16 protein-coding genes are annotated in these 18,536 nt (G+C 69.9%); 10 read left to right on the top strand and 6 right to left on the bottom strand.

Annotated features, from left to right (window positions below; translation table 11 throughout):
- Positions 1-88 precede the first annotated feature (88 nt).
- Positions 89-2,062: a multicopper oxidase family protein gene (locus tag VF632_RS27845; RefSeq protein WP_331026237.1), complete on the bottom strand. Its 1,974-nt coding sequence runs from the start codon at positions 2,060-2,062 to the stop codon at positions 89-91.
- A gap of 358 nt (positions 2,063-2,420) precedes the next feature.
- Positions 2,421-3,122, bottom strand: a complete 702-nt coding sequence (locus VF632_RS27840) for a hypothetical protein (RefSeq protein WP_331026236.1) — start codon at positions 3,120-3,122, stop codon at positions 2,421-2,423.
- A gap of 154 nt (positions 3,123-3,276) precedes the next feature.
- Between VF632_RS27840 and VF632_RS27835 the strand changes: the two genes are divergently transcribed.
- Positions 3,277-4,482: a cytochrome P450 gene (locus VF632_RS27835; protein WP_331026235.1), complete on the top strand. Its 1,206-nt coding sequence runs from the start codon at positions 3,277-3,279 to the stop codon at positions 4,480-4,482.
- 13 nt (positions 4,483-4,495) lie between these two features.
- Here VF632_RS27835 and VF632_RS27830 read toward each other — a convergent pair whose 3' ends face one another.
- Both VF632_RS27830 and VF632_RS27825 read right to left on the bottom strand, forming a co-directional pair.
- Positions 4,496-5,251 (bottom strand): class I SAM-dependent methyltransferase, encoded by a 756-nt coding sequence (locus VF632_RS27830; RefSeq protein ID WP_331026234.1) that lies wholly within the window; start codon positions 5,249-5,251, stop codon positions 4,496-4,498.
- A 4-nt stretch (positions 5,252-5,255) separates the two neighbouring features.
- Complete coding sequence (locus VF632_RS27825; RefSeq protein ID WP_331026233.1) at positions 5,256-5,708, bottom strand: PilZ domain-containing protein; 453 nt, start codon at positions 5,706-5,708, stop codon at positions 5,256-5,258.
- Between the two features lie 321 nt (positions 5,709-6,029).
- On the opposite strand from VF632_RS27825, the gene VF632_RS27820 reads away from it, so the two are divergent.
- Positions 6,030-6,497 (top strand): SET domain-containing protein, encoded by a 468-nt coding sequence (locus VF632_RS27820; protein ID WP_331026232.1) that lies wholly within the window; start codon positions 6,030-6,032, stop codon positions 6,495-6,497.
- A gap of 19 nt (positions 6,498-6,516) precedes the next feature.
- Here VF632_RS27820 and VF632_RS27815 read toward each other — a convergent pair whose 3' ends face one another.
- Complete coding sequence (locus tag VF632_RS27815; RefSeq protein WP_331026231.1) at positions 6,517-6,960, bottom strand: hypothetical protein; 444 nt, start codon at positions 6,958-6,960, stop codon at positions 6,517-6,519.
- 140 nt (positions 6,961-7,100) lie between these two features.
- Here VF632_RS27815 and VF632_RS27810 point away from each other — a divergent pair, with 140 nt between their 5' ends.
- Together VF632_RS27810 and VF632_RS27805 are read left to right on the top strand one after the other, a co-directional pair.
- Positions 7,101-9,653, top strand: a complete 2,553-nt coding sequence (locus VF632_RS27810) for a zinc-dependent metalloprotease (protein ID WP_331026230.1) — start codon at positions 7,101-7,103, stop codon at positions 9,651-9,653.
- Positions 9,654-9,970: 317 nt separating this feature from the next.
- On the top strand, positions 9,971-10,483 hold the full coding sequence (locus tag VF632_RS27805) for a hypothetical protein (protein ID WP_331026229.1): 513 nt from the start codon (positions 9,971-9,973) through the stop codon (positions 10,481-10,483).
- Between the two features lie 127 nt (positions 10,484-10,610).
- On the opposite strand, the gene VF632_RS27800 is transcribed toward VF632_RS27805, so the two are convergent.
- Positions 10,611-11,060, bottom strand: coding sequence for a nuclear transport factor 2 family protein (locus VF632_RS27800; protein WP_331026228.1), 450 nt, complete (start codon positions 11,058-11,060; stop codon positions 10,611-10,613).
- A gap of 292 nt (positions 11,061-11,352) precedes the next feature.
- On the opposite strand from VF632_RS27800, the gene VF632_RS27795 reads away from it, so the two are divergent.
- The 6 genes from VF632_RS27795 (at position 11,353) to VF632_RS27770 (ending at position 17,998) form a co-directional block, all read left to right on the top strand.
- Complete coding sequence (locus VF632_RS27795; protein WP_331026227.1) at positions 11,353-12,312, top strand: DMT family transporter; 960 nt, start codon at positions 11,353-11,355, stop codon at positions 12,310-12,312.
- 40 nt (positions 12,313-12,352) lie between these two features.
- Positions 12,353-13,300, top strand: a complete 948-nt coding sequence (locus tag VF632_RS27790) for a trimeric intracellular cation channel family protein (protein WP_331026226.1) — start codon at positions 12,353-12,355, stop codon at positions 13,298-13,300.
- Positions 13,301-13,457: 157 nt separating this feature from the next.
- On the top strand, positions 13,458-13,682 hold the full coding sequence (locus VF632_RS27785; protein WP_331026225.1) for a hypothetical protein: 225 nt from the start codon (positions 13,458-13,460) through the stop codon (positions 13,680-13,682).
- Between the two features lie 83 nt (positions 13,683-13,765).
- Positions 13,766-16,057: a hypothetical protein gene (locus VF632_RS27780; protein ID WP_331026224.1), complete on the top strand. Its 2,292-nt coding sequence runs from the start codon at positions 13,766-13,768 to the stop codon at positions 16,055-16,057.
- Between the two features lie 215 nt (positions 16,058-16,272).
- A complete protein-coding gene (locus VF632_RS27775) occupies positions 16,273-17,079 on the top strand; it encodes a CbiX/SirB N-terminal domain-containing protein (protein ID WP_331026223.1) in 807 nt (268 codons plus the stop codon).
- The gene (locus VF632_RS27770) at positions 17,072-17,998 is read left to right on the top strand and encodes a DR2241 family protein (protein ID WP_331026222.1); all 927 of its coding nucleotides are present in this window, start codon (positions 17,072-17,074) and stop codon (positions 17,996-17,998) included. Before VF632_RS27775 ends, VF632_RS27770 begins: the two co-directional genes overlap by 8 nt.
- Positions 17,999-18,536: the final 538 nt, after the last annotated feature.

The raw sequence follows: 18,536 nt of genomic DNA, 5'->3' as shown, positions 1-18,536 counted from the left end.
TCGCGAGAGGTCAAACGCACAAAGGAAGAAGCCGCGGAGGGATCCAGTCCCCCCGCGGCTCTCTTTCGTTCCTGCGTCCGAATCGACGCTAGTGCCGGTGCGCGGCCGCGCCGGAGTTCGTGGGATCGGTGACGGACGGCGGCGGAGGACGGACGACGTCGCCGGGCGCCACCACCTGCAGCACCTGCATCATCCCACGTTCCTCGTGGCCCAGGATGTGGCAGTGCATCACGTACCAGCCCGGGAAATCGTCGTACTGCTGGCGGATGATGGCGTACCCCTCGTCGCTGCCCGCGGCCTCGGGAAGCGGAAGCACGTCCAGCCAGATGGGGCTGCCCGCGCTCGCGGCCGCGTTCAGGCGGTCGTACAGCGGCTGGTACGAATCACCCGTGTTGGGGGCGTGGACGTACACCACCTGGAACGGGTTCACGTGGATGTGGAAGGGATGGTTGGTAGCCGGGTCGCGGTTGACCACCTTCCAGGTCTGCAGCGAATCCAGCCTCATGGGCCGCTGCACGCCCGTGCCGACGCCCGTCGTCGGAACGTACACGGCGCCCGGGTTGAACTGCATCAGCGAGTCCTGCTGCGTACCCAGGAAGAACTCCGGCGGGGAGCCCGGGTTGCCCTGCCTGGAGAACACCACCACTTCCATGCTGTCGGCGGGGATCGTCGAGCCGGCCAGCGACCCCGGAAGGTTGGCGAGGAATCCGGGCAGGGGCGGCAGCGCCGACGGAAAGGTGGACGTCACCGGCCCCGTGGGAGCGACGACGTTCACCGTGAGCACCTCGGTGGTGGTGGGGGCGGCCGCGGCGACGCGCGTACCGCCCGGGCCGGAGCCCGTGCCCCGCAGCACCTGGGGACGCTTGCGCGACTCGTCGTCTTCCTCGTCGACGTGCTCGATGTGCGTGATGGTCGCCCGGAACACGCCTGCGTTCGGCGGCGCCTGCACCAGCACGTCCAGGCGGTTGCCCGGGGCCATCAGCAGCACGTTGTCGTCCTGCGAGTTGAAGTTGCCGGGCGCATACGTAACGCCGTCGCGCGCCACCTCGTAGAGCTTCGGCTCCACGCCCGGGCCGTTGATGAACGAAAGGCTGAACGCCGCCGTCTTGGTCATGTTCTCGTTGACGATGCGCCAGCGCTGCACCTCGCCCTGCTGCATGGTCACCTGCGGCAGGTACATGCCGTTGACCAGCGTGGCGGGGTGCGGGGGGTGCTTGGGCACCATCAGGTTCAGCGAGTCGCTGATCTGCTGGAAGGCGAGCAGCTTTTCGGTGATGTTGTTGGCCACCTGCACCGAGTCCAGCCCGCGGGTGCTGTCTACCACCTCGAACGCGCCAGACATGCCGTTGACCACCTGGATGGCCACCGAGCCGTGCTTGTGGGGGTGGTACCAGTGCGTTCCCGGCGACTGCGTGGGCGGAATGCGGAACCCGTACTGGAAGGTGCCTCCGTTGGGCGCCACCTGCAGCAGCACGTCGTCGGCGTTGGGGCTGGGCGAAACGTGGAACCCGTGATAGTGGATGTTCGTGTAGTTGAAGCCGTGAAAGCAGTCGGGCGGGTTGTCGTGCCCCACGGCCATGGGCAGGCACGTGCTGTCGTTGCCCAGCGGGGGCAGGCTGTTGATCAGCTTGATGCTCACCGAGTCGCCCGGGCTCACCCGGAAGGTGGGCCCGGGAAAGCCCACGCTGTCGCCGTCCGTCCACGGAACGCCGTTGGCCTCCCGCACCCGGTAGGTGCGAAGCGTCCACGTGCTGTCGCCCGCCGGCTGCGGCACCACCATCGTGCGGAGCACCACCTCCAGCGTGGCCTCGAGCACCCGGTCGGGCCTGCCGTTCACCGTCACCGGCCGGCTCTGGATGAGCCTGGGCTGCCGCAGCTCCTGGCCTGGAGTGGAAGCCGACCTCACGCCCTGCACCGCCACCGTGGCGGTCGTGGGCCCGGCGGCCGGCGGGGTTTGCACGCAGGCGCTTGCCGCGGCCGCGCAGGCCACCGCGAACAGCGGCGAACCGAGCAGGTGCCGGCGGAGGGCCGGGGACGACACGGGGGATCGGGGACGGGTCATTGATGGGGCCTCTGGACTGGGACGGTACCGGCGGCGTGGCGGGAATGGGGAAGGCAGCTCGCGGAGGGCCACGCCGTGGAATCTTCCCCGGCCCGCGGCCATGCGGGTCGGGATGGGTGCATCCTAATGGTGAAGCAATTCCATTACAAGCCTTTTCGATGCACCAGCCGCGCCTTGCAGCCAGCTGGCGGGCGGGCCTGGCGCAGGCGCCGCGCCCTGGTATTCGCAGAAAACGCGCAGGGGGAGCCCGTCTTGGGCGCCCCCTGCGCGACATACGTTTTCAGCCGCTGTGGACTCGGCTACGGCCACTCCACGCGCCCCGCCCTGGCACGCGCGGTGCCAGCGCCGAGGCGTGCGCCTACAGGTGCGGATCGGCCGGGCCCATCTCCTCGACGCCGCCGGGGTAGACGAACGAGTCGCGCGGGGCGTAGAACGACGAGCCGGCGACCACGTCCAGCGGCGATGCCGGGCGCAGGGCGTAGACGGGGTGGTCCGGGTCCAGGAACTCGATGGATTCCACCGTGAAGGTGTCCGCCAGCTCGCCGATGTACGGGTACAGCCCGCTCACCAGCTGCTTGCCCACCTGCGTGATGTAGCGCAGGTGCCCCGCGGCCACGATGCCAGACGTGGCGCTCACCCGGGCCCGCGTGCGGATCAGGGGCTTTTCGTCCACGTACGTCGTGGCGGTCACCACGCCGTCCGCCACTTCCAGCGTGGTGGTTCCCGGCGTCGCGGGCACGCCGCGCTCGCGCGCGTAGGCGCGCACCACGTTCGACGAGTTGAAGTAATGGGTGAAGAACCGGCCGGGCGTCACGCCGTCGGGCGCGGGGTGGCCGTCCACGTCCACGCCCAGGTACGAAAGCGAGTAGGCGCCGAAGCCGGTGGTTTGTTGGGCGGAATCCACGACGTACTGGTTCATGTACACCGCCCCGTTCGCCGCCGGCTGCAGGGCGGGGGGCAGCAGGCGGGCGGCGGCCGCGCGGTCGGCGGGAATCCAGCTGGTGTACAGCATCCGGCTATCGATCACGAGCTGCGGCGAAGCAAGCTTGCTGGCGGGCATGTCAGGCCTCCTCATCAGGGTCCGGGGGACAGGGCATCGTCGGAGGGGGCCGCGCACCGGCGGCTCCCGTTCCGCGACGCAATCTCGTATTCCCGCCCGCACCGCGAGCGGGTAAGTTGACCCGTCTTGCCCGCATCCCTCACCACCGCCGGCGATGCCGATTCCTCCGTTCGACCTGGCCAGCCCCGCCTTCAAGGCCAACCCGCATCCCACGTACGCGCGGCTTCGGGAAAGCGAGCCGGTGCACCGCGCGCGGCTGGGGTTCCGGCGCGGGGCGTGGCTGGTGTCGCGCTACGACGACGTCGAGGCACTGCTGAAGGACCCGCGCTTCGCCAAGAACCCGCAGAACGCGCGCAAGGAGGGCGGGGGTAGCGACGCGCCGTGGATGCCGGGCTTTCTGCGCCCGCTGACGCGCAACATGCTGGACCTGGACGCCCCCGACCACACGCGCCTGCGCGCCCTGGTGCAAAAGGCGTTTACGCCGCGGCTCGTAGAGGGGCTGCGCCCCCGCATACACGCGCTGGCGAACGAGCTTCTGGACCGCGGGGGGGAAGGCCGAATGGAGCTGGTCGGCGGCTTCGCGCTGCCCATCCCGCTGACCATTATCGCCGAGCTGCTGGGGGTGCCGGTGGGAGACCAGCAGCGATTCCACCGCTGGACCACGCGTATCGTCTCGGTTTCGTCACCGGTGGACATCGTGGGCGTGCTGCCGGCCGTCCGGTCGCTGTTCCGCTATCTGCGGAAGCTGTTCGATGCACGAAGAGCCGAACCGCGGGACGACCTGATCACCGCGCTGGTGCAGGCCGAGGAGGCGGGCGACCGGTTGAGCGAGGACGAGCTGCTGGGGATGGTGTTCCTGCTGCTGGCGGCGGGCCACGAGACCACCGTGAACCTGATCGGCACGGCGGCGCTGGTGCTGGCGCAGAACCCGGCGCAAGCCGAGGAGCTGCGCGCGAACCCGTCGCGGATGAAGACGGCGGTGGAGGAACTGGCGCGCTACGCCAGCCCGGTGGAGCTGGCGACGGAGCGATATGCCCGCGAAGACCTGTCGCTGTGCGGCGTGCCCATCCGCCGGGGCGAGATGGTGCTGGGGGTGATCGGCTCCGCCAACCGCGATCCCGCGCACTTCGGCAACCCCGACACGCTGGACCTGGCGCGCGACCCCAACCGCCACCTGGCGTTCGGCCTGGGGGCGCACTACTGCCTGGGCGCGCCGCTGGCCCGGCTGGAGACGCAAATCGCGCTCTCCGTGCTGCTGGAGCGGGCCCCGGGCCTGCGCCTGGCCGTGCCCGCCGCATCTCTCCGCTGGCGCAAGCACGCGTTCCTCCGCGGCCTGCGCGAACTGCCGCTGGCGATGTAGGGCGCGTGTGCGGTCAGCCCGGGCGGCGGCCGATCACGATCGGCTGGTAGAAAGGCTCGTCCAGCCGCTGGACGTCTTCGAACCCGGCCCGCCGCATGGCCTCCATCAGCGTGCCGATCCCGACGGCGTAATAGCGCGTCCTCATCACCTGCACCGAGGGCGGCTGCTCCCGCGTGTCGTGGACGACGTACATGGCCAGGTCGTAGTGCTGGCCGTGGAATTCCCAGACCTGGAAGAGGATGCGGAGGCCTTCCCCGCCGGCGTGCACCACCGGTGGCCGCGACTGCACGCCGGCGCGGTGGATGGCGTCGTAGTCGCGCACGGAAACCAGGCAGGTTCCGCCGGGCGTGGTGCAGCGCCACATCTGCCCGAAGGCGGCCTCGATCTCGGCGTCGGAGAGCAGGTGGGGGATCGCGTTGTCGCAGGCGATCACCACGTCGAACGCGCGGGCGTGCACGTCGGCCAGGGCGCGCAGGTCCGCCACGCCGAACGTGATGCTCAGGCCGCGCGCCTCCGCCTCCGTACGCGCCCGCGCCACCGCGCCAGGCGAGAGGTCGGACCCCGTGACGCGGTATCCCAGCGCCGCCAGCCCCAGGCTCTGGGTTCCCACCCCGCAGGCGGCGTCCAGCACCGTGCTTCCCGGGGCCACGCCGCGGGCGCCGAGCACGGCGTGGAGCGCCGCCGCCTGCCGGGCGATGCCGGCCTCCCAGTCGGCGTAGTTCAGGTGGTACGAAGGTGCCAGCGCGTCGTAGAAGTCCGCGGCAGACACGGGGCTACGCGTCGGGAAAGCGGCCGGCGAACCGCCCGATCCACTCCGCGGCGGCGTCCTGCGGGGTGAGCTCGCGCCCCTCGTTCTCCAGGACCTCGCCCCGGTACTGCTCGATGGCGCACACCTGCTCCACCATCCTCGAACGGAACGCGTCGTTCGCGTCCAGGAACTCCACCCCCACGCAGTATCCGTCACCCTCGGGCTTGATCCACACCACCCGGGCGCGCGCCTCGAACGGGGGATCGACCGTGGGGATGCGGACCTGGATGATCGCCCCGAGCGCGTGGTGCTCGTCGGAAACGAACGAGAGCCCGCCCGTGCTGACGTTCACGCTCTGCAGCGTGGAGGCGGGGCTCCCCGGCACGCAGGTCACCTCCAGCGGAACGCCCGCGGTGTGGCGGATGAAGGTCCGGCGGGGGTTGTAGCGCTCAGCGGGCGCCGCCGCATCGTCAGCCATCTTCGGCACTCCTCGTCGCGGAAAGAAGGACGCGGCGCACGTTGGCAACGAGCGGGCCGCGCTCCACCAATCTTGACACTGCGGTGCAGCGCGCCAAATTTGTCGAGCGGTGGCAACGCTGCCTTATACCCCCTCGCCGCATTCGAGTATGACGACGGCGAGTGTTATAGCCCCAGGGAGCCGCAAGGCTCCCTGTTTTTTCACCTGAGCTTCGCAGCGCTTGTTGGGGACCACGTTCTGTTCGACGATCTCATGCCGGAACTGGTGCCCGCTCCTGATCCGGCGCTTGGCGCCGTGAGCACGGCGCGATACAATCCGGGGATGTCGAACCGTCCCCTGAACGCAGAGCAGTACCTGGCGGTGCGATCGTCCGCCATCCATGGCCGCGGGGTGTACGCGCGCCGGGCCATTCCCGCCGGCACGCGCATCATCGAATACCGCGGCGAGCACATTTCGGTGGACGAGGCCGAGGCGCGCTACCCGGACGACTTTTCGGGCCCGCACCACACCTTTCTGTTCGCGCTGGAGGACGGGACCATCGTCGACGCCGCGTACCGGGGCAACCGGGCGAGGTGGATCAACCACTCCTGCAGCCCCAACTGCGAAACGGTGATCGAGGACGGGCGGATCTGGGTGGAAAGCATCCGCGACATCGCCGCGGGCGAGGAGCTTTCGTACGACTACAACATCATTCTCGACGCGCGCCACACCCCCGCCATGAAGAAGCGCTTTCCCTGCGTCTGCGGCGCACCCGGGTGCCGCGGCACGCTGCTGGGCAGGAAGCGCTGACGAGGGTGTACGCGGAAGGTCAAGCGCCCGCGCGCAGCCGTTCCATCACGTCGATGACGGTGCGCAGCATGTCGGGTGAAAACTGGCGGAAGCGGTCGCGGAGGGCTTCGTCCAGGGTGCCGTCGAGCGAGGCCAGCAGGTCCAGCCCCCGCAGGGTGATGGACACGCGCAGGGTGCCGTCGATCAGCGCCCGGGTGCGCAGGGTGTGAAGGATGGCGGGCAGGCGGTCGGCGTCCTGGATCATCCTCGCGCGGATTTCCGACGAGGGGTGGCCCTGCGCCCCCGCGCCGCGCAGGATGCGAAGGACGTTGTACTCGTCGCCCCTCAGCCCGGCGGGGGCCAGCACGTCGTTGGTCCACTTCTCCAGGAAGTCGCCCGTGCGGCGGATGTTCAGGGCGGCTTCCACCTCCAGCGACGCCAGCGGCTTGCTGTTCCGGATTTCGTCGGCGATGCGTCCAGACATCGGGATCGGCTCTCGGGATCGGGTGCGGGGCAACGGATGATGGTAACGCCGCGCGGAGGGGCCGTCCACGGGGCGCTGGCGTGAACGGCGCTCATCGCTGTACAATCAGGGCAAACATCCATTTAGCGAGGCGAGTGATCGTGCGAAGCAGACTCTGGTTGGGTTTCCTGGCCGCGGCGGTGGTTTCGGCGTCGTGCGCGCCCAAGGCCGCCACCCCCGCGGCGCGGCCCACGCCGCGCGCTGACGGCGAGGCCCCCGCGGCCGCACCCTCCGGCGGTTCCGCGGGTGCATCGTCGGGTGCGTCGGGTGCGTCGGCTGGAGGCGGCTCCGCGGCCCGCGGGCCGCGTCCGTACGCGCAGGTGGTGCCCGCGCGGGCGGTGACCGACACCGGCGCCATCACCGTGCACAAGGTGGACGAGCGGTGGCTGCTGGAGGTCCCGGATTCGCTCTTCCGCCGCGACTTCCTGCTGGTGGGCCGCATCGCCGCGGTGCCCGCCAACTTCGGCGCCTTCCTTCCGGCGGGCGTGAGCGTGCAGGAGCGGCTGGTGCGGTGGGAGCGGCAGGGCGACCGCGTGATCCTTCGCTCGATCGGCGCCGAGGCCGTGGCGGCCGACTCGCTTCCCATCGCCCAGGCGGTGGCCAGCAACTACCTGGGCGCCATCCTGGCCGCCTTTCCCGTGGCGGCGTACGGGCGCGACAGCGCGGCGGTGGTGGACGTCACCGAGTTCTTCGGTGGCGACACGCCGGCGCTCAGCGGTCTCACGACGGCGCAGCGCGAGCAGTACAAGGTGCGCCGGCTGGACCCCGCGCGCAGCTTCGTCAACGCCGTGCGCAGCTATCCACTGAACGTGGAGGTGCGCCACACGCAGACCTTCGAGGCCACGGCCCCGCCGTCCGACCGCAGCGGCGGCGCGCTGACGCTGGAGATGCGGCAGTCGCTGGTGCTGCTTCCGCGCGAGCCCATGCGCCCGCGCTTCGCGGACCCGCGCGCCGGCTTCTTCGGGGTGGAGCGCATCAACTACGGGCTCGACGAGCAGAAGGCGGCCACGGAAAGCTTCATCGCGCGGTGGCGGCTGGAGCCCCGCGATCCCGCGGCGTACGCGCGGGGCGAGCTGGTGGAGCCGGTGAAGCCCATCATCTACTACATCGACCCGGCCACGCCGGCCCGCTGGCGGCCGTACGTGCGGATGGGCGTGGAAGACTGGAGCCGGGTGTTCGAAAAAGCCGGCTTCCGCAACGCCGTCCGCGCGATGGACCCGCCGACGAACGACCCGGAGTGGGACCCGGAAGACATCCGCTACTCCGTCGTCCGCTGGTCGGCCAGCACCACGCGCAACGCGCAGGGCCCCAGCACGGTAGACCCGCGCTCGGGCGAGATCATCGAGAGCGACATCGTGTGGTACCACAACCACATGCGCAGCTACCGCAACCGGCTGATGATCGAGACGGGCGCCGCCAACCCCGCGGCCCGCACCCTCGACATCCCCGAGGAGCTGATGGGCGAAACCATGCGCCAGGTGATCACCCACGAGGTGGGCCACGCGCTGGGGCTGCCCCACAACATGATCGCCTCGTCGTCGTTCCCGGTGGATTCGCTGCGCAGCGTGAGCTTCACGCGGCGGTACGGCGTGTCGGCCACCATCATGGACTACGCCCGGCAGAACTACATCGCGCAGCCGGGCGACGGGCTCGCCGCCAAGGACTTCATCCGGCGCCTGGGGCCGTGGGACGAGTTCATCATCGAGTGGGGCTACCGCGTGTTCCCCGACGCGCCCACCCCGGAGTCGGAGCGCCCGCGGCTGGACCGGATGCTTTCGAACCCGTCCGGGCCCATGCCGTACCGCTACCTGCCGCAGTACCTGTCGGGCATCGACCCGCGCTCGCAGACCGAGGACCTGGGCGACGACCCGGTGGCGGCGACGACGTACGCGCTGGCCAACCTGCGCCGCGTGGTTCCCAACCTGCCCGCGTGGACGGCCCGCGCCGGCGAAACCGACGAGGACCTGACGGAGCTGTACCGCGAAACGGTGGGGATGTGGCGCACGTACATGGGCCACGTGGCCAGCATCATCGGCGGCGTGTCCGTGGATCCGCGGACGGCCGTGCAGCCCGGCGCCGTATACGCGCCTGTGCCCCGCGCCCGGCAGCAGCGCGCGCTGGCCTTCCTGGCGGAGAACGCCATCGATACGCCGGAGTGGATGGCCCCCGCCGCCATCACCTCGCGCACGGGGCCGTCGCCGCTGCCGCAGGCGCAGGCCGCCATCGTACAGGCGCTGCTGGACCCGCGCCGGCTGGACCGCCTTTCGATGAGCCAGGAGATGAGCGCCTCGGCGTACCCGGTGGACGACTACCTGGCTGACCTGCGCCGCGTGGTGTGGGCGGGGCGCACCCCCGACGCCAACCTGCGCGGGGTGCAGCGGGTGTACCTGGACCGCCTGGCCTCGCTGGTGAACCCGGCCGCGCCGCAGGCCGCGCCCCCGGGCGGGGGTGAGGGGCCCAGCGAGCCCCCGTCGCCGCTGCTGGCGCCGCTGAACGTGGCCCGTAGCGACCTGCCGGCGCTGGCCCGCGGCGAGCTGCGCTCCATCCGCGCCGCCGCCCAGGCCAACGCCGCAGGTGGCACCGGCATCCAGCGCGCCCACTGGGCCGACGTGGTCGCCCGCATCGACGAGATCCTGGAGCCCACCAACCGGTAGGCCCTGATCATCGCACGGGACCAGACGTTTCACGCAGAGGTCGCAGAGAAAAAAGAGAGGGCGCAGAGGCTTGGTCAGCCTCTGCGCCCTCTCTCCTGATCTCCGCGTCCTCTCCTCTGCGTGAAAACCGTTGTTCAGCCCAGTCAGGGGCGCGCATACCCGTTCGATGGTGACCCGTCTGCGACTGCTGACGCCGACTTCATCCCGTTGCGCCCATTCGCCCATTCCGCTTGTGAGGAGCGGATGCATTGGCGATACTTCCTCGCAGCTCGCCGGGAATCGCGCCGGCCCTCCGTGCCCTCACGCAGCCCCCGCCGATGCGCAGAATCCTCGCCCTTCTCGCCCCGCTGGTCCTTGGCGCCGCCGCCGCCCAGCCCGTGCAGGCGCAGAACGCCCTCCACATGGAGCTCTTCGGCCCGGGCCTGCTGGCCTCCGCCAACTACGAGCGGGTCGTGGCCGACAGGTTCAGCGCGCGGGTGGGCATCGGCTGGTTGCCGGGCTTCGACAGCGGCGACCTGCTGCTGGCCCCGGTGATGGCCAACGTGCTGCTGGGCGGCGGGCCGCACCGGCTGGAGGCGGGGGGCGGCATCGTGATGGTGTACGCCCTCAACCGGGGGATCGAGGAAGACCTCTCCGTACCCGCCCGCGGGTTCCGGAGACCGTTCGCCGCCGGGACTCTCGCGTATCGCCTGGAGCCGGCCACGGGGGAGTTTGAGGGCGGAATCATCCGCCTGGGCGTCACCCCGCTCCTCTTCGACGAGAAGGTGGTCACCTCCTTCAGCGCGAGTGCCGGCATCTACACCTACGTCCTGCGCCGCCACCGCCGCTAGCCTCGCCTCTGCGAAGCGGCTGAAGTCGCGGCAACGACGGCCCGAACTCCGCCTGCGCGGACTGCATGCGAACAGGCGGGTGCGCCTCGACAGGTAAGGCGCACCCGGGGGGATTGGAATGGCGGTGCTATGGCGTCCGCGGCTCCGGCCTCAGCGCCCACAGCACGTTGATGGTCTGCCAGCGGCCGTTCGCCCGGGCAATGTGCATGTAGTCGATCCACGTGGCGGCGTCCACGCGCACGCTCGCCGTGCCCTCGAAAATGTCGAGGATGGCCACGTCCTTCCGCTGGCGATCTCCCGGAACGTCGCGCCCGCCGCCCCGCCGCGTCTGCATCACCAGCTCCGAAGCACCCATGTCGCGAATGTCGCTGGCGCCGCTCTGGGCGTCGGTGCGCACCAGGCGCTTGGCCAGCTCGGGATGGAGCGAGCGCGCCATCCGCTCGTGGTCGCCCGCGTACCAGCCCTCGATGTAGTCCAGCGCCGTCTGGCGGATGGCGGCCGAGTCCGCGGCGGTCTGGCCGTGCGCCGGGCGAGCGGCCAGGAGGACAATCGCGGCGAGAAGAACGAGCTTGCGCATTGGATGGCGGGAGCGGGTGAGATGTCGTTGGGACGCCGGCGAGAACGGAAACCACGTGCAGCCGGAGGCCGGGCGCACGTATTCCGACGCCCGCCCGCGGAACAAGGTTGCCTCAGGTTGCGGCACAGGTCCCCCGGGCCGATCTTCCGTCCGGGATTCGGGCGGAGATGGTGCTGGGTTCTCGGCGGCCCAGCTTCTGCCCGCACCCGCCGCCGCTGACGACAATGGACCACGGCATTCGAGCCGGGGGAGGAGCTCGCGCTTCTTCCCCGGCTTTCCATCGGAGATGAAGATGCAGGGAAGAGACGGGCTGGGCGAGGCCGCGGAGAGCGACGCGGGGATCGGCGCGGAGGCGACGGCGCCGGTGCCGGGATGGGGATGGACGGAAGCCGCGCTGGCGATGATGGTGTTCGTCTGGGGCGTGAACTTCGCCGTGGTGAAGCACGCGCTCGGCGTGTTCGAGCCGCTGGCGTTCAACGCCCTGCGCTTCGTGGTCGCCTCGGTGCTGGTGTTCGCGGTGCTCTCCCTGCGCGGCCAGTTCTCCCTGCCCGGCCGCGAAGACCTGCCGCGGGTGATCGCGCTGGGGCTGCTGGGCAACGTGATGTACCAGATGTGCTTCATCCTGGGGCTGGACCGCACCCGGGCCGGGCACGCCAGCCTGATGCTGGCGCTTACGCCCATCATGACGGCGTTCCTCTCCATGCTCACGGGGCACGAGAAGCCGGGGCCGCGCACCTGGGGCGGCGCGTCGCTCTCGATCCTGGGCGTGGCGCTGGTCAGCGGGGCCAGCCTGCGCGTCGAGGGGCGCGAGGCGCTGGTCGGCGACGCCATCCTGGTGACCGCGTCGGCCGCGTGGGCGTGCTACACCGTGGGCGCGCGGCCCATCGTGCGAAAGTACGGCAGCATCCGCACGACGGCGTGGACGCTGTGGGTGGGGGCCGTCGGGCTGATGGTGGCGGGAATCCCCGCCCTGTCGCGCCAGGACTGGGGCGCGGTGGACGGGCGGGCGTGGGGCGGCATGCTCTTTTCGGCGACCTTCGCCATCGGCCTGGCGTACCTGATCTGGTATCGCGGGGTGGAGCGGATCGGGAACACACGCACGGCGATCTACAGCAACCTCACGCCCGTGGTGGCGCTGCTGGCCGGGACGGTGCTGCTGAACGAGCGCCCCTCGGCCCTGGCGCTGGCGGGAGCCGCGCTGACGCTGGGCGGCGTGATGATCGTCCGCACCGACCCCGGCTCGGCGGGATAGCGCGGCGCATCCGTCTTTCCCTCTCCCGACCGGCGGAACCGTGATCCCGTACTTCCTGGACCTGCTCGGCGTGTTCGTGTTCGCCATCAGCGGCGCGCTGGCGGCGGGGCGCAAGAGCCTGGACCTGCTGGGCGTGGTGGTGATCGCGGTGGTCACCGCGGTGGGCGGCGGCACCGTTCGCGACCTGCTGCTGGACCGGCACCCCATCTTCTGGATCTCCGATCCGGCCTATATCGTCGTCATCACCGTGGCCGCGCTCGCCACCGTGGCGTGGACGCGGCGCTTTCGCCCGCCGCACAACACGCTGCTGATCGCCGACGCGCTGGGGCTGGCACTGTTTGCCATCGCGGGCGCGCAGGTGGCGCAGGATGCGGGGCTTTCCGCGCCGCTCGTCGTGATGATGGGCGCCGTTACGGGATCCGCCGGCGGCATGGTGCGCGACGTGCTCACCAACGAGATCCCGCTGATTCTGCGCCCCGAGATGGACCTGTACGTCACCGCGGCCATGGCGGGCATCGGATTGTACCTGGTCCTGGAGGCCATCGGTGCGCCGCGCGCGCCCGCGGCGCTCACCGGAATGCGGCCATCGCCCTGCTGCGCTTCCTCGCCATCCACCGTGGCCTTCGCCTTCCCGTCTTCAGCCTGCCGCCGGAGAAGGGGAATCGCTAACCGGCGGTGGCCCGCATGGGGTCCGGCCTACCGGATACCCGCCCTGGCACCGATGAACGGCCGGCGTGCGGAAACCTCTATCATCAACTTCATCTCCCGGTGGCAACGGCCGCGCAAACAGGTGGCGTACACGGCCATCGTCGATTACAATCCGGTACCGCGTCGGGCAACCGGCGGTGGATGCATGCTCCCGCTTCTGCCCGCCGTAATCGTCTCTCCCCTCGGGATCACCCCGCATGGAACCAGTCAGCACAATCGTCGCGGCGCTCGCAGCGGGCGCGGCCGCAGCCCTCAAGCCTACCGCGGAACAGGCCGTTAAGGAGGCCTACGCCGCCTTCCGGGACCTCCTGCGGAGGCGATTCGGCTCGGCTCCCCTCGCAGCCGTCGAAGAGGCACCCGACTCGGAGGGTGCGCGCGCCCGAATCGAGGGAGAACTGCGGCAGGCGGGTGCGGAAGCGGATCAAGAGGTCCTGCAGATGGCGCGCGAGATCCTGGTCCTGCTGCGCCAGCGCGACACAGCCGCCCTGCGCAGCGTCGGGGTCGTCGTGGAAGACGTGGAAGGCAACAACCTCCGCATTCAGGGGGTGGAGGGCTTCCGCGAGGGGGCGGTGGTGCGCAAGACCCGGCTAAGCGGCGACATCCAGATCGGCGGGATCGTGAGTGGAACGGGCGGGGGTGCAGAAAACCCTCCGGAGCAGTAGGCGCGGCGCCGCACTCGCCTACTGCGCTTACGGACAGCGCGGCTTCGGTTCACTTTCAGGAAGTCCAGGCGGAATCCATCCACGTGGACCAGTCCCGGGGCAAGTTCGTGGTGCACGGCAACGCCACGGTTATTGTGGTGGAGGCAGCCCCCGGCGCACAACTGGCTTCCGGAAGTGGGTCGTCGTCCCGCAACCCGTACAAGGGGCTGGCGGCATTTCGTGAGACCGACGCAGGCGACTTCTTCGGTCGCGAGAGCCTGGTCCGGCGCTTGTGGGTCCGGTTTGCCGCCCTTCACCGCCAAGGCACGGAGGCTCCGCAGACGCGGTTTCTGGCCATCCTGGGTCCCTCCGGCTCCGGAAAATCGTCCGTGGCCCGCGCAGGGTTGATCCCCGCGCTAGCCGGGCAGCCAGTCATGCCGCAGGCGAATGCGCACGTGGTGGTCTTCACGCCCGGAGCGCGGCCCCTGGAGAGCCTGGCCGCCGCGCTCGCCCGCACCGGCAGCGAACGGGAAGGGGCTCCAGTCGCGGCGCTGGAAGCTGAGCTCGCGCACCTTGGCGCGCTTTCCACCCCGTCCGAGTACGCTTCTGCTCCGGCGCGCCCTGCGCCCACGAGCAGAGACCACTTGGTGCTGCTCGTCGACCAGTTCGAGGAGCTATACACGCTCTGTCGAGACGAGGGCGAGCGCACGCAGTTTGTGGAACTGCTGTTGCGCGCCGCTGCGGAGCCGCAAGGGTCGGCGTCGGTCATCATTACCCTTCGCACGGACTTCGTGGAGGAGACCAGCGTATCCGACGAACTGAGCCGGCTGATCGCTGATCAGAGCGTGCTGGTGCCGGTGATGAGCCGTGACGACTTGCGGAGCGCTATCACCGGTCCGGCGCATCGTGAGGGAAGGGAGATCGACGCCGCGACGGTCGAGTTGCTGGTGGAGTCCGCGCGGCAGCGCGAGGGCATGCTGCCGCTGCTGCAGTTCGCCCTTACCCGCATCTGGGAGGGGCTGGCGAACGGGGAGGAACCCGCAGCGACGCTGCAGCGGTTGGGCGGAATTGGCGGGGCGCTGGCGCAGACGGCGAGCGAACTGTACGCGGCACTCCCCAGCGTGGAGGACAAGGCGGTTGCGCGACGCGCGTTCCTGCGTTTGGCGAACGTTCCGCGCGACGAGGACGCGCCAGCTACCAGGCGCCGCCTGCCCTTGCGTGAGCTGGTCGGCCACAGCGAAAACGAGGAGCACGTCAAAGTGGTGCTGATGCACTTCGCGGATCCGGTCGCGCGCGTCATCACCTTCTCCGCCGACGCGAACGGCGGCGACACCGTCGAGATCACACACGAAGCGCTGCTGGAGCACTGGACGGAGCTCGCCGGGTGGATCATGGCCGACCGCCACGATTTGCGTTTTCACGACCAGTTGGCCGCTGCCTCACGCCACTGGAAGGAGAACGGCTGGCACCCGAACCTGCTCTGGCGGCCGCCGGATCTGGACCGACTGCACGAATTCTATCGCCGCCGCGACGCAGATCTCATCGCGCTCGAGAAAAAATTCTATCAGGCCTCGGCCCGTGCCTACGCACGGCGGCGGCTCGCCGCGTTCGCCGCGCCGGCGGCGTTCGTTGCCTTCGCCGCCGGTGCGTGGCTCATCGGCCAGCCCGACAAGGTGAACCAGCCTGATGTGGCCACTAGGAGCCAGACGACGCTCGATAGCGCGGTGAGCCCCGCCCCCAGCAGACTAGTGTCGTGTCCGCCGCCGAGTGACGGCTATGCGATGGGCTCGCTCAACGGCTCCCAATTTCTGAGATCGTACCAGCGGCTCGCGGATGTGAGACTCGACGCAACCCAGTCCTTCATCCTCAACACGCTGATTGACGCGATCAATCGCGACGCGTGCATGAAGGACGTACGATGGGCAGCATATGTCCTGGCTACGATCAAGTACGAGAGCGGCGACACCTTCCGCCCGGTGGAGGAGTACGATAGGGGCACCGGGCAATCCTACGGTCAGCCGGTGACGGTCAGGGACTCACTCGGCAACACATACACGAACACATATTACGGTCGCGGCTACGTACAACTCACGTGGGCAGATAATTACCGGAACGTGGGCCGTGCAATTGGCTTGGGAGACGAGTTACTACTGCACCCCGAACGCGCACTTGAACCTGGGATCGCGTACGCGGCGCTGTCCTATTCCATGCGCGGTGGATTCTATACCGGCAAACGGTTGGAGAACTACTTGACCGATTCGATCACGGACTACAGAAATGCACGAAGGATCATCAATGGCCTGGATCGCGCGGATCGCCTGGCTACGGATGCGCAACTCTTCGAAACAGCCTTGCGAGAGAGCGCCAGCGGTCCGGCCGCGCGGCGCCCCACGTAAGCGACAGGGCAGCGGACCAGTCGGGGGATCGCAACATCCCGAGCCTTGCGGCTACCCTCCCGTCGGCTATCTCTGAGTAATGTCTCATCCTTGTACCGGGTCTGGTATCGATGATTCCGGCGCGGGCGCGGTACCGATCCTCCCACTCCCTTGCCCGCGCCCCGCCGGGCCTGCATCTTCGCCCGTTGCACAACGACTGTCGAAGGAGCAACACGTTGCAGGCTTTGATCATCATCGGCCACGGCTCGCACCTGAACGCCGAGAGCAGCGCGCCCGTCTACGCCCACGCCGCGGCCATCCGCCGCACGGGCGTGTTCGACGAGGTGCGCGAGTGCTTCTGGAAGGAAGAGCCCTCCATGCGCGAGGTGTTCGACCTTGTGGAGGCCGACGAGGTGTACGTGGTTCCCCTCTTCATCTCCGAGGGCTACTTCACCGAAGAGGTGATTCCCCGCGAGTTGGGGCTTTCCGGCCCGGCCCCGTCCGTCACCCGCAAGCTGGGGAAGACCATCCACTACACCGGCCCGGTGGGAACCCACCCGTCCATGGCGGAAATGATCCTGCGCCGCGCGGAGGAAACCGCGGGGCTCGATGCGGAGCGGGCGCGCCGGGCGGGGCTGATCATCATCGGCCACGGCACGGAGCGGAACAGCAACTCGTCGGAGGTCATCTACCGCGTCAGCCGCCAGGCCGGCGAGGCGGGGGTGTTCGGCCATGTGAAGACGGGCTTCCTGGACCAGGAGCCCGAAGTGGGTGACGTGCTGGACGGGATGGAGGAAGACACGGTGGTGCTCGTGCCCTTCTTCGTCGCCGAGGGCTGGCACACTCAGGAAACGATTCCCGACGACCTGGGGATCAACCGCCCGGCGGTGACCACGGTGACGGAAAAGGACGGCAAGGTGATCTTCTACGCCGCGCCGGTCGGCACCTTCCCGGAGATCGCCGAGATCGTGCTGCAGCGTGCACGCGAGGCGGGGGCGCAGGTGCCGGACGGCGTTCGCGTAAGCGAGGCCGCGGGTGTCTGACGCGCCGGAGGTGCGCGGGTCGCACGCGCCGGGCGGGATGGCCGCCGCGCGCGAGGCGCTGGTGGCGTGGGTGAACGAGGAGCCGGCGGGGCGCGTGTTCCTGCAGGTGCGCCTCCTTCACATGGGCGAGGGACGATACGAGATCCGCCACGTCCGCGATGTGCGGCGCTCGCTGGAGTCGCTGGAAACGGTGACGGACGACCCGTACGCCGCCATCGAGCTCGGCCAGACGACCAACTCCGGCGACCACCGCCCGCTGAAGACGTCGCCCAACCTGCGGCAGGGCTGGGTGCTGGTGGATCTGGATGCGCGGGCGCTGTGGACGGCGCTGGACTACCTGTACCCGGCGTGCGCGCTGCACTGGCACGCGGGGCGCCAATCCACGCTGCGGGTGACGCACTGGAGCGAGGTGGCGGCGCGGCAGACCGGCATGTACGGCGCGGTGAAGCTGCTTCCTCCCGCGGTGGTGCGGAACACGGTGCGCGCCTGCTGCGGCGACGAGGTGTGCCTGCGGCGCGTGGCGTGGGACGTGGACGAGGAGACGCCGCTCGCGCTGCCGCCGGAAGGGGAGGCCGAGGGTGAGCGGGTGCCGTGTCCCGAGGCGTGCTCAATGTTCATCTCCTTTGCCCGGCAGGTGCTGGTGCAGGAGCGCGCGCCGCGGCTGGAGCTGCCCGGGCTGGGGCGGCTGGCAGCGGAAGAGATCGAGCAGGTGAGGTCGGTGGTGGCCGCGGCGGCGACGGGGCAGAGCCACCTGGCGCGCGAGGGCGAGTTCGGCGACCCCACGAACGTGCGGCGGATGCGGTACCTGGCGCTGCGGCTTGCGGAGGAAAAGGAGCGCGTCGGCGAGCTGCCCGCCGCCGAGCTTCCGTGCGAGGGGTGCCCGAAGGCGGTGCCGTGCAAGGGCTGCCCGATGGTGTGAGGGGCCCCGCATCGCCGAAAGACGCAGAGAGGCCCTGGCCCTGCTGGGGCGACTGAAGTCGCGGCTACAACGGCACAAAGTCCGCCTTCGCGGACTGCATGCGTAGTCGAGTGCACGCGGCCGACCGAAGCGCGGGCTGTCATCCTGAAGGCACAGGCGCACCGTGCCTGCCCGTTCGTCGGACCGCGCGCGCCGAAGGATCTAGCTGCGGACACGAAACAACCATTGGCGCGGCAGCGGGCACGACAGCCGAGGCCTCGGCCCTGCTGGGGCGACTGAAGTCGCGGCAACGGCGGCCCAAAGTCCGCCTTCGCGGACTGCATGCGCAGTCGAGTGCGTGGGGCCGGCCGAAGCGCAATCGAATTCTCCCCTCTCCGCATGCGCAGCATGCGGGGAGGGGCCGGGGGAGGGGCCTGCCGGGGCATGCGCCGCAGCCCGTCGAAACGCCCCATCGATCCGCCAGCCGCGAAACGGCCGAGGCCCACGCATCCGTGACGCTGCCGCGCCCAAGCTTAGAGGTGGCGCAGGCAAGATCCTT

The sequence above is a fragment of the Longimicrobium sp. genome (assembly GCF_036388275.1).
Lineage (GTDB): Bacteria > Gemmatimonadota > Gemmatimonadetes > Longimicrobiales > Longimicrobiaceae > Longimicrobium.
The sequence above is the reverse complement of the archived record's forward strand: the minus strand, read 5'-3'. Positions and strand labels throughout refer to the sequence as shown.

Excerpts from the sequence above, each read along its gene's own strand:
- VF632_RS27845 (WP_331026237.1), bottom strand. The coding sequence starts at position 2,062 with ATGACCCGTCCCCGATCCCCCGTGTCGTCCCCGGCCCTCCGCCGGCAC.
- VF632_RS27840 (WP_331026236.1), bottom strand. The coding sequence starts at position 3,122 with ATGCCCGCCAGCAAGCTTGCTTCGCCGCAGCTCGTGATCGATAGCCGG.
- VF632_RS27835 (WP_331026235.1), top strand. The coding sequence starts at position 3,277 with ATGCCGATTCCTCCGTTCGACCTGGCCAGCCCCGCCTTCAAGGCCAAC.
- VF632_RS27825 (WP_331026233.1), bottom strand. The coding sequence starts at position 5,708 with ATGGCTGACGATGCGGCGGCGCCCGCTGAGCGCTACAACCCCCGCCGG.
- VF632_RS27820 (WP_331026232.1), top strand. The coding sequence starts at position 6,030 with ATGTCGAACCGTCCCCTGAACGCAGAGCAGTACCTGGCGGTGCGATCG.
- VF632_RS27815 (WP_331026231.1), bottom strand. The coding sequence starts at position 6,960 with ATGTCTGGACGCATCGCCGACGAAATCCGGAACAGCAAGCCGCTGGCG.
- VF632_RS27805 (WP_331026229.1), top strand. The coding sequence starts at position 9,971 with ATGCGCAGAATCCTCGCCCTTCTCGCCCCGCTGGTCCTTGGCGCCGCC.
- VF632_RS27800 (WP_331026228.1), bottom strand. The coding sequence starts at position 11,060 with ATGCGCAAGCTCGTTCTTCTCGCCGCGATTGTCCTCCTGGCCGCTCGC.
- VF632_RS27795 (WP_331026227.1), top strand. The coding sequence starts at position 11,353 with ATGCAGGGAAGAGACGGGCTGGGCGAGGCCGCGGAGAGCGACGCGGGG.
- VF632_RS27785 (WP_331026225.1), top strand. The coding sequence starts at position 13,458 with ATGGCGCGCGAGATCCTGGTCCTGCTGCGCCAGCGCGACACAGCCGCC.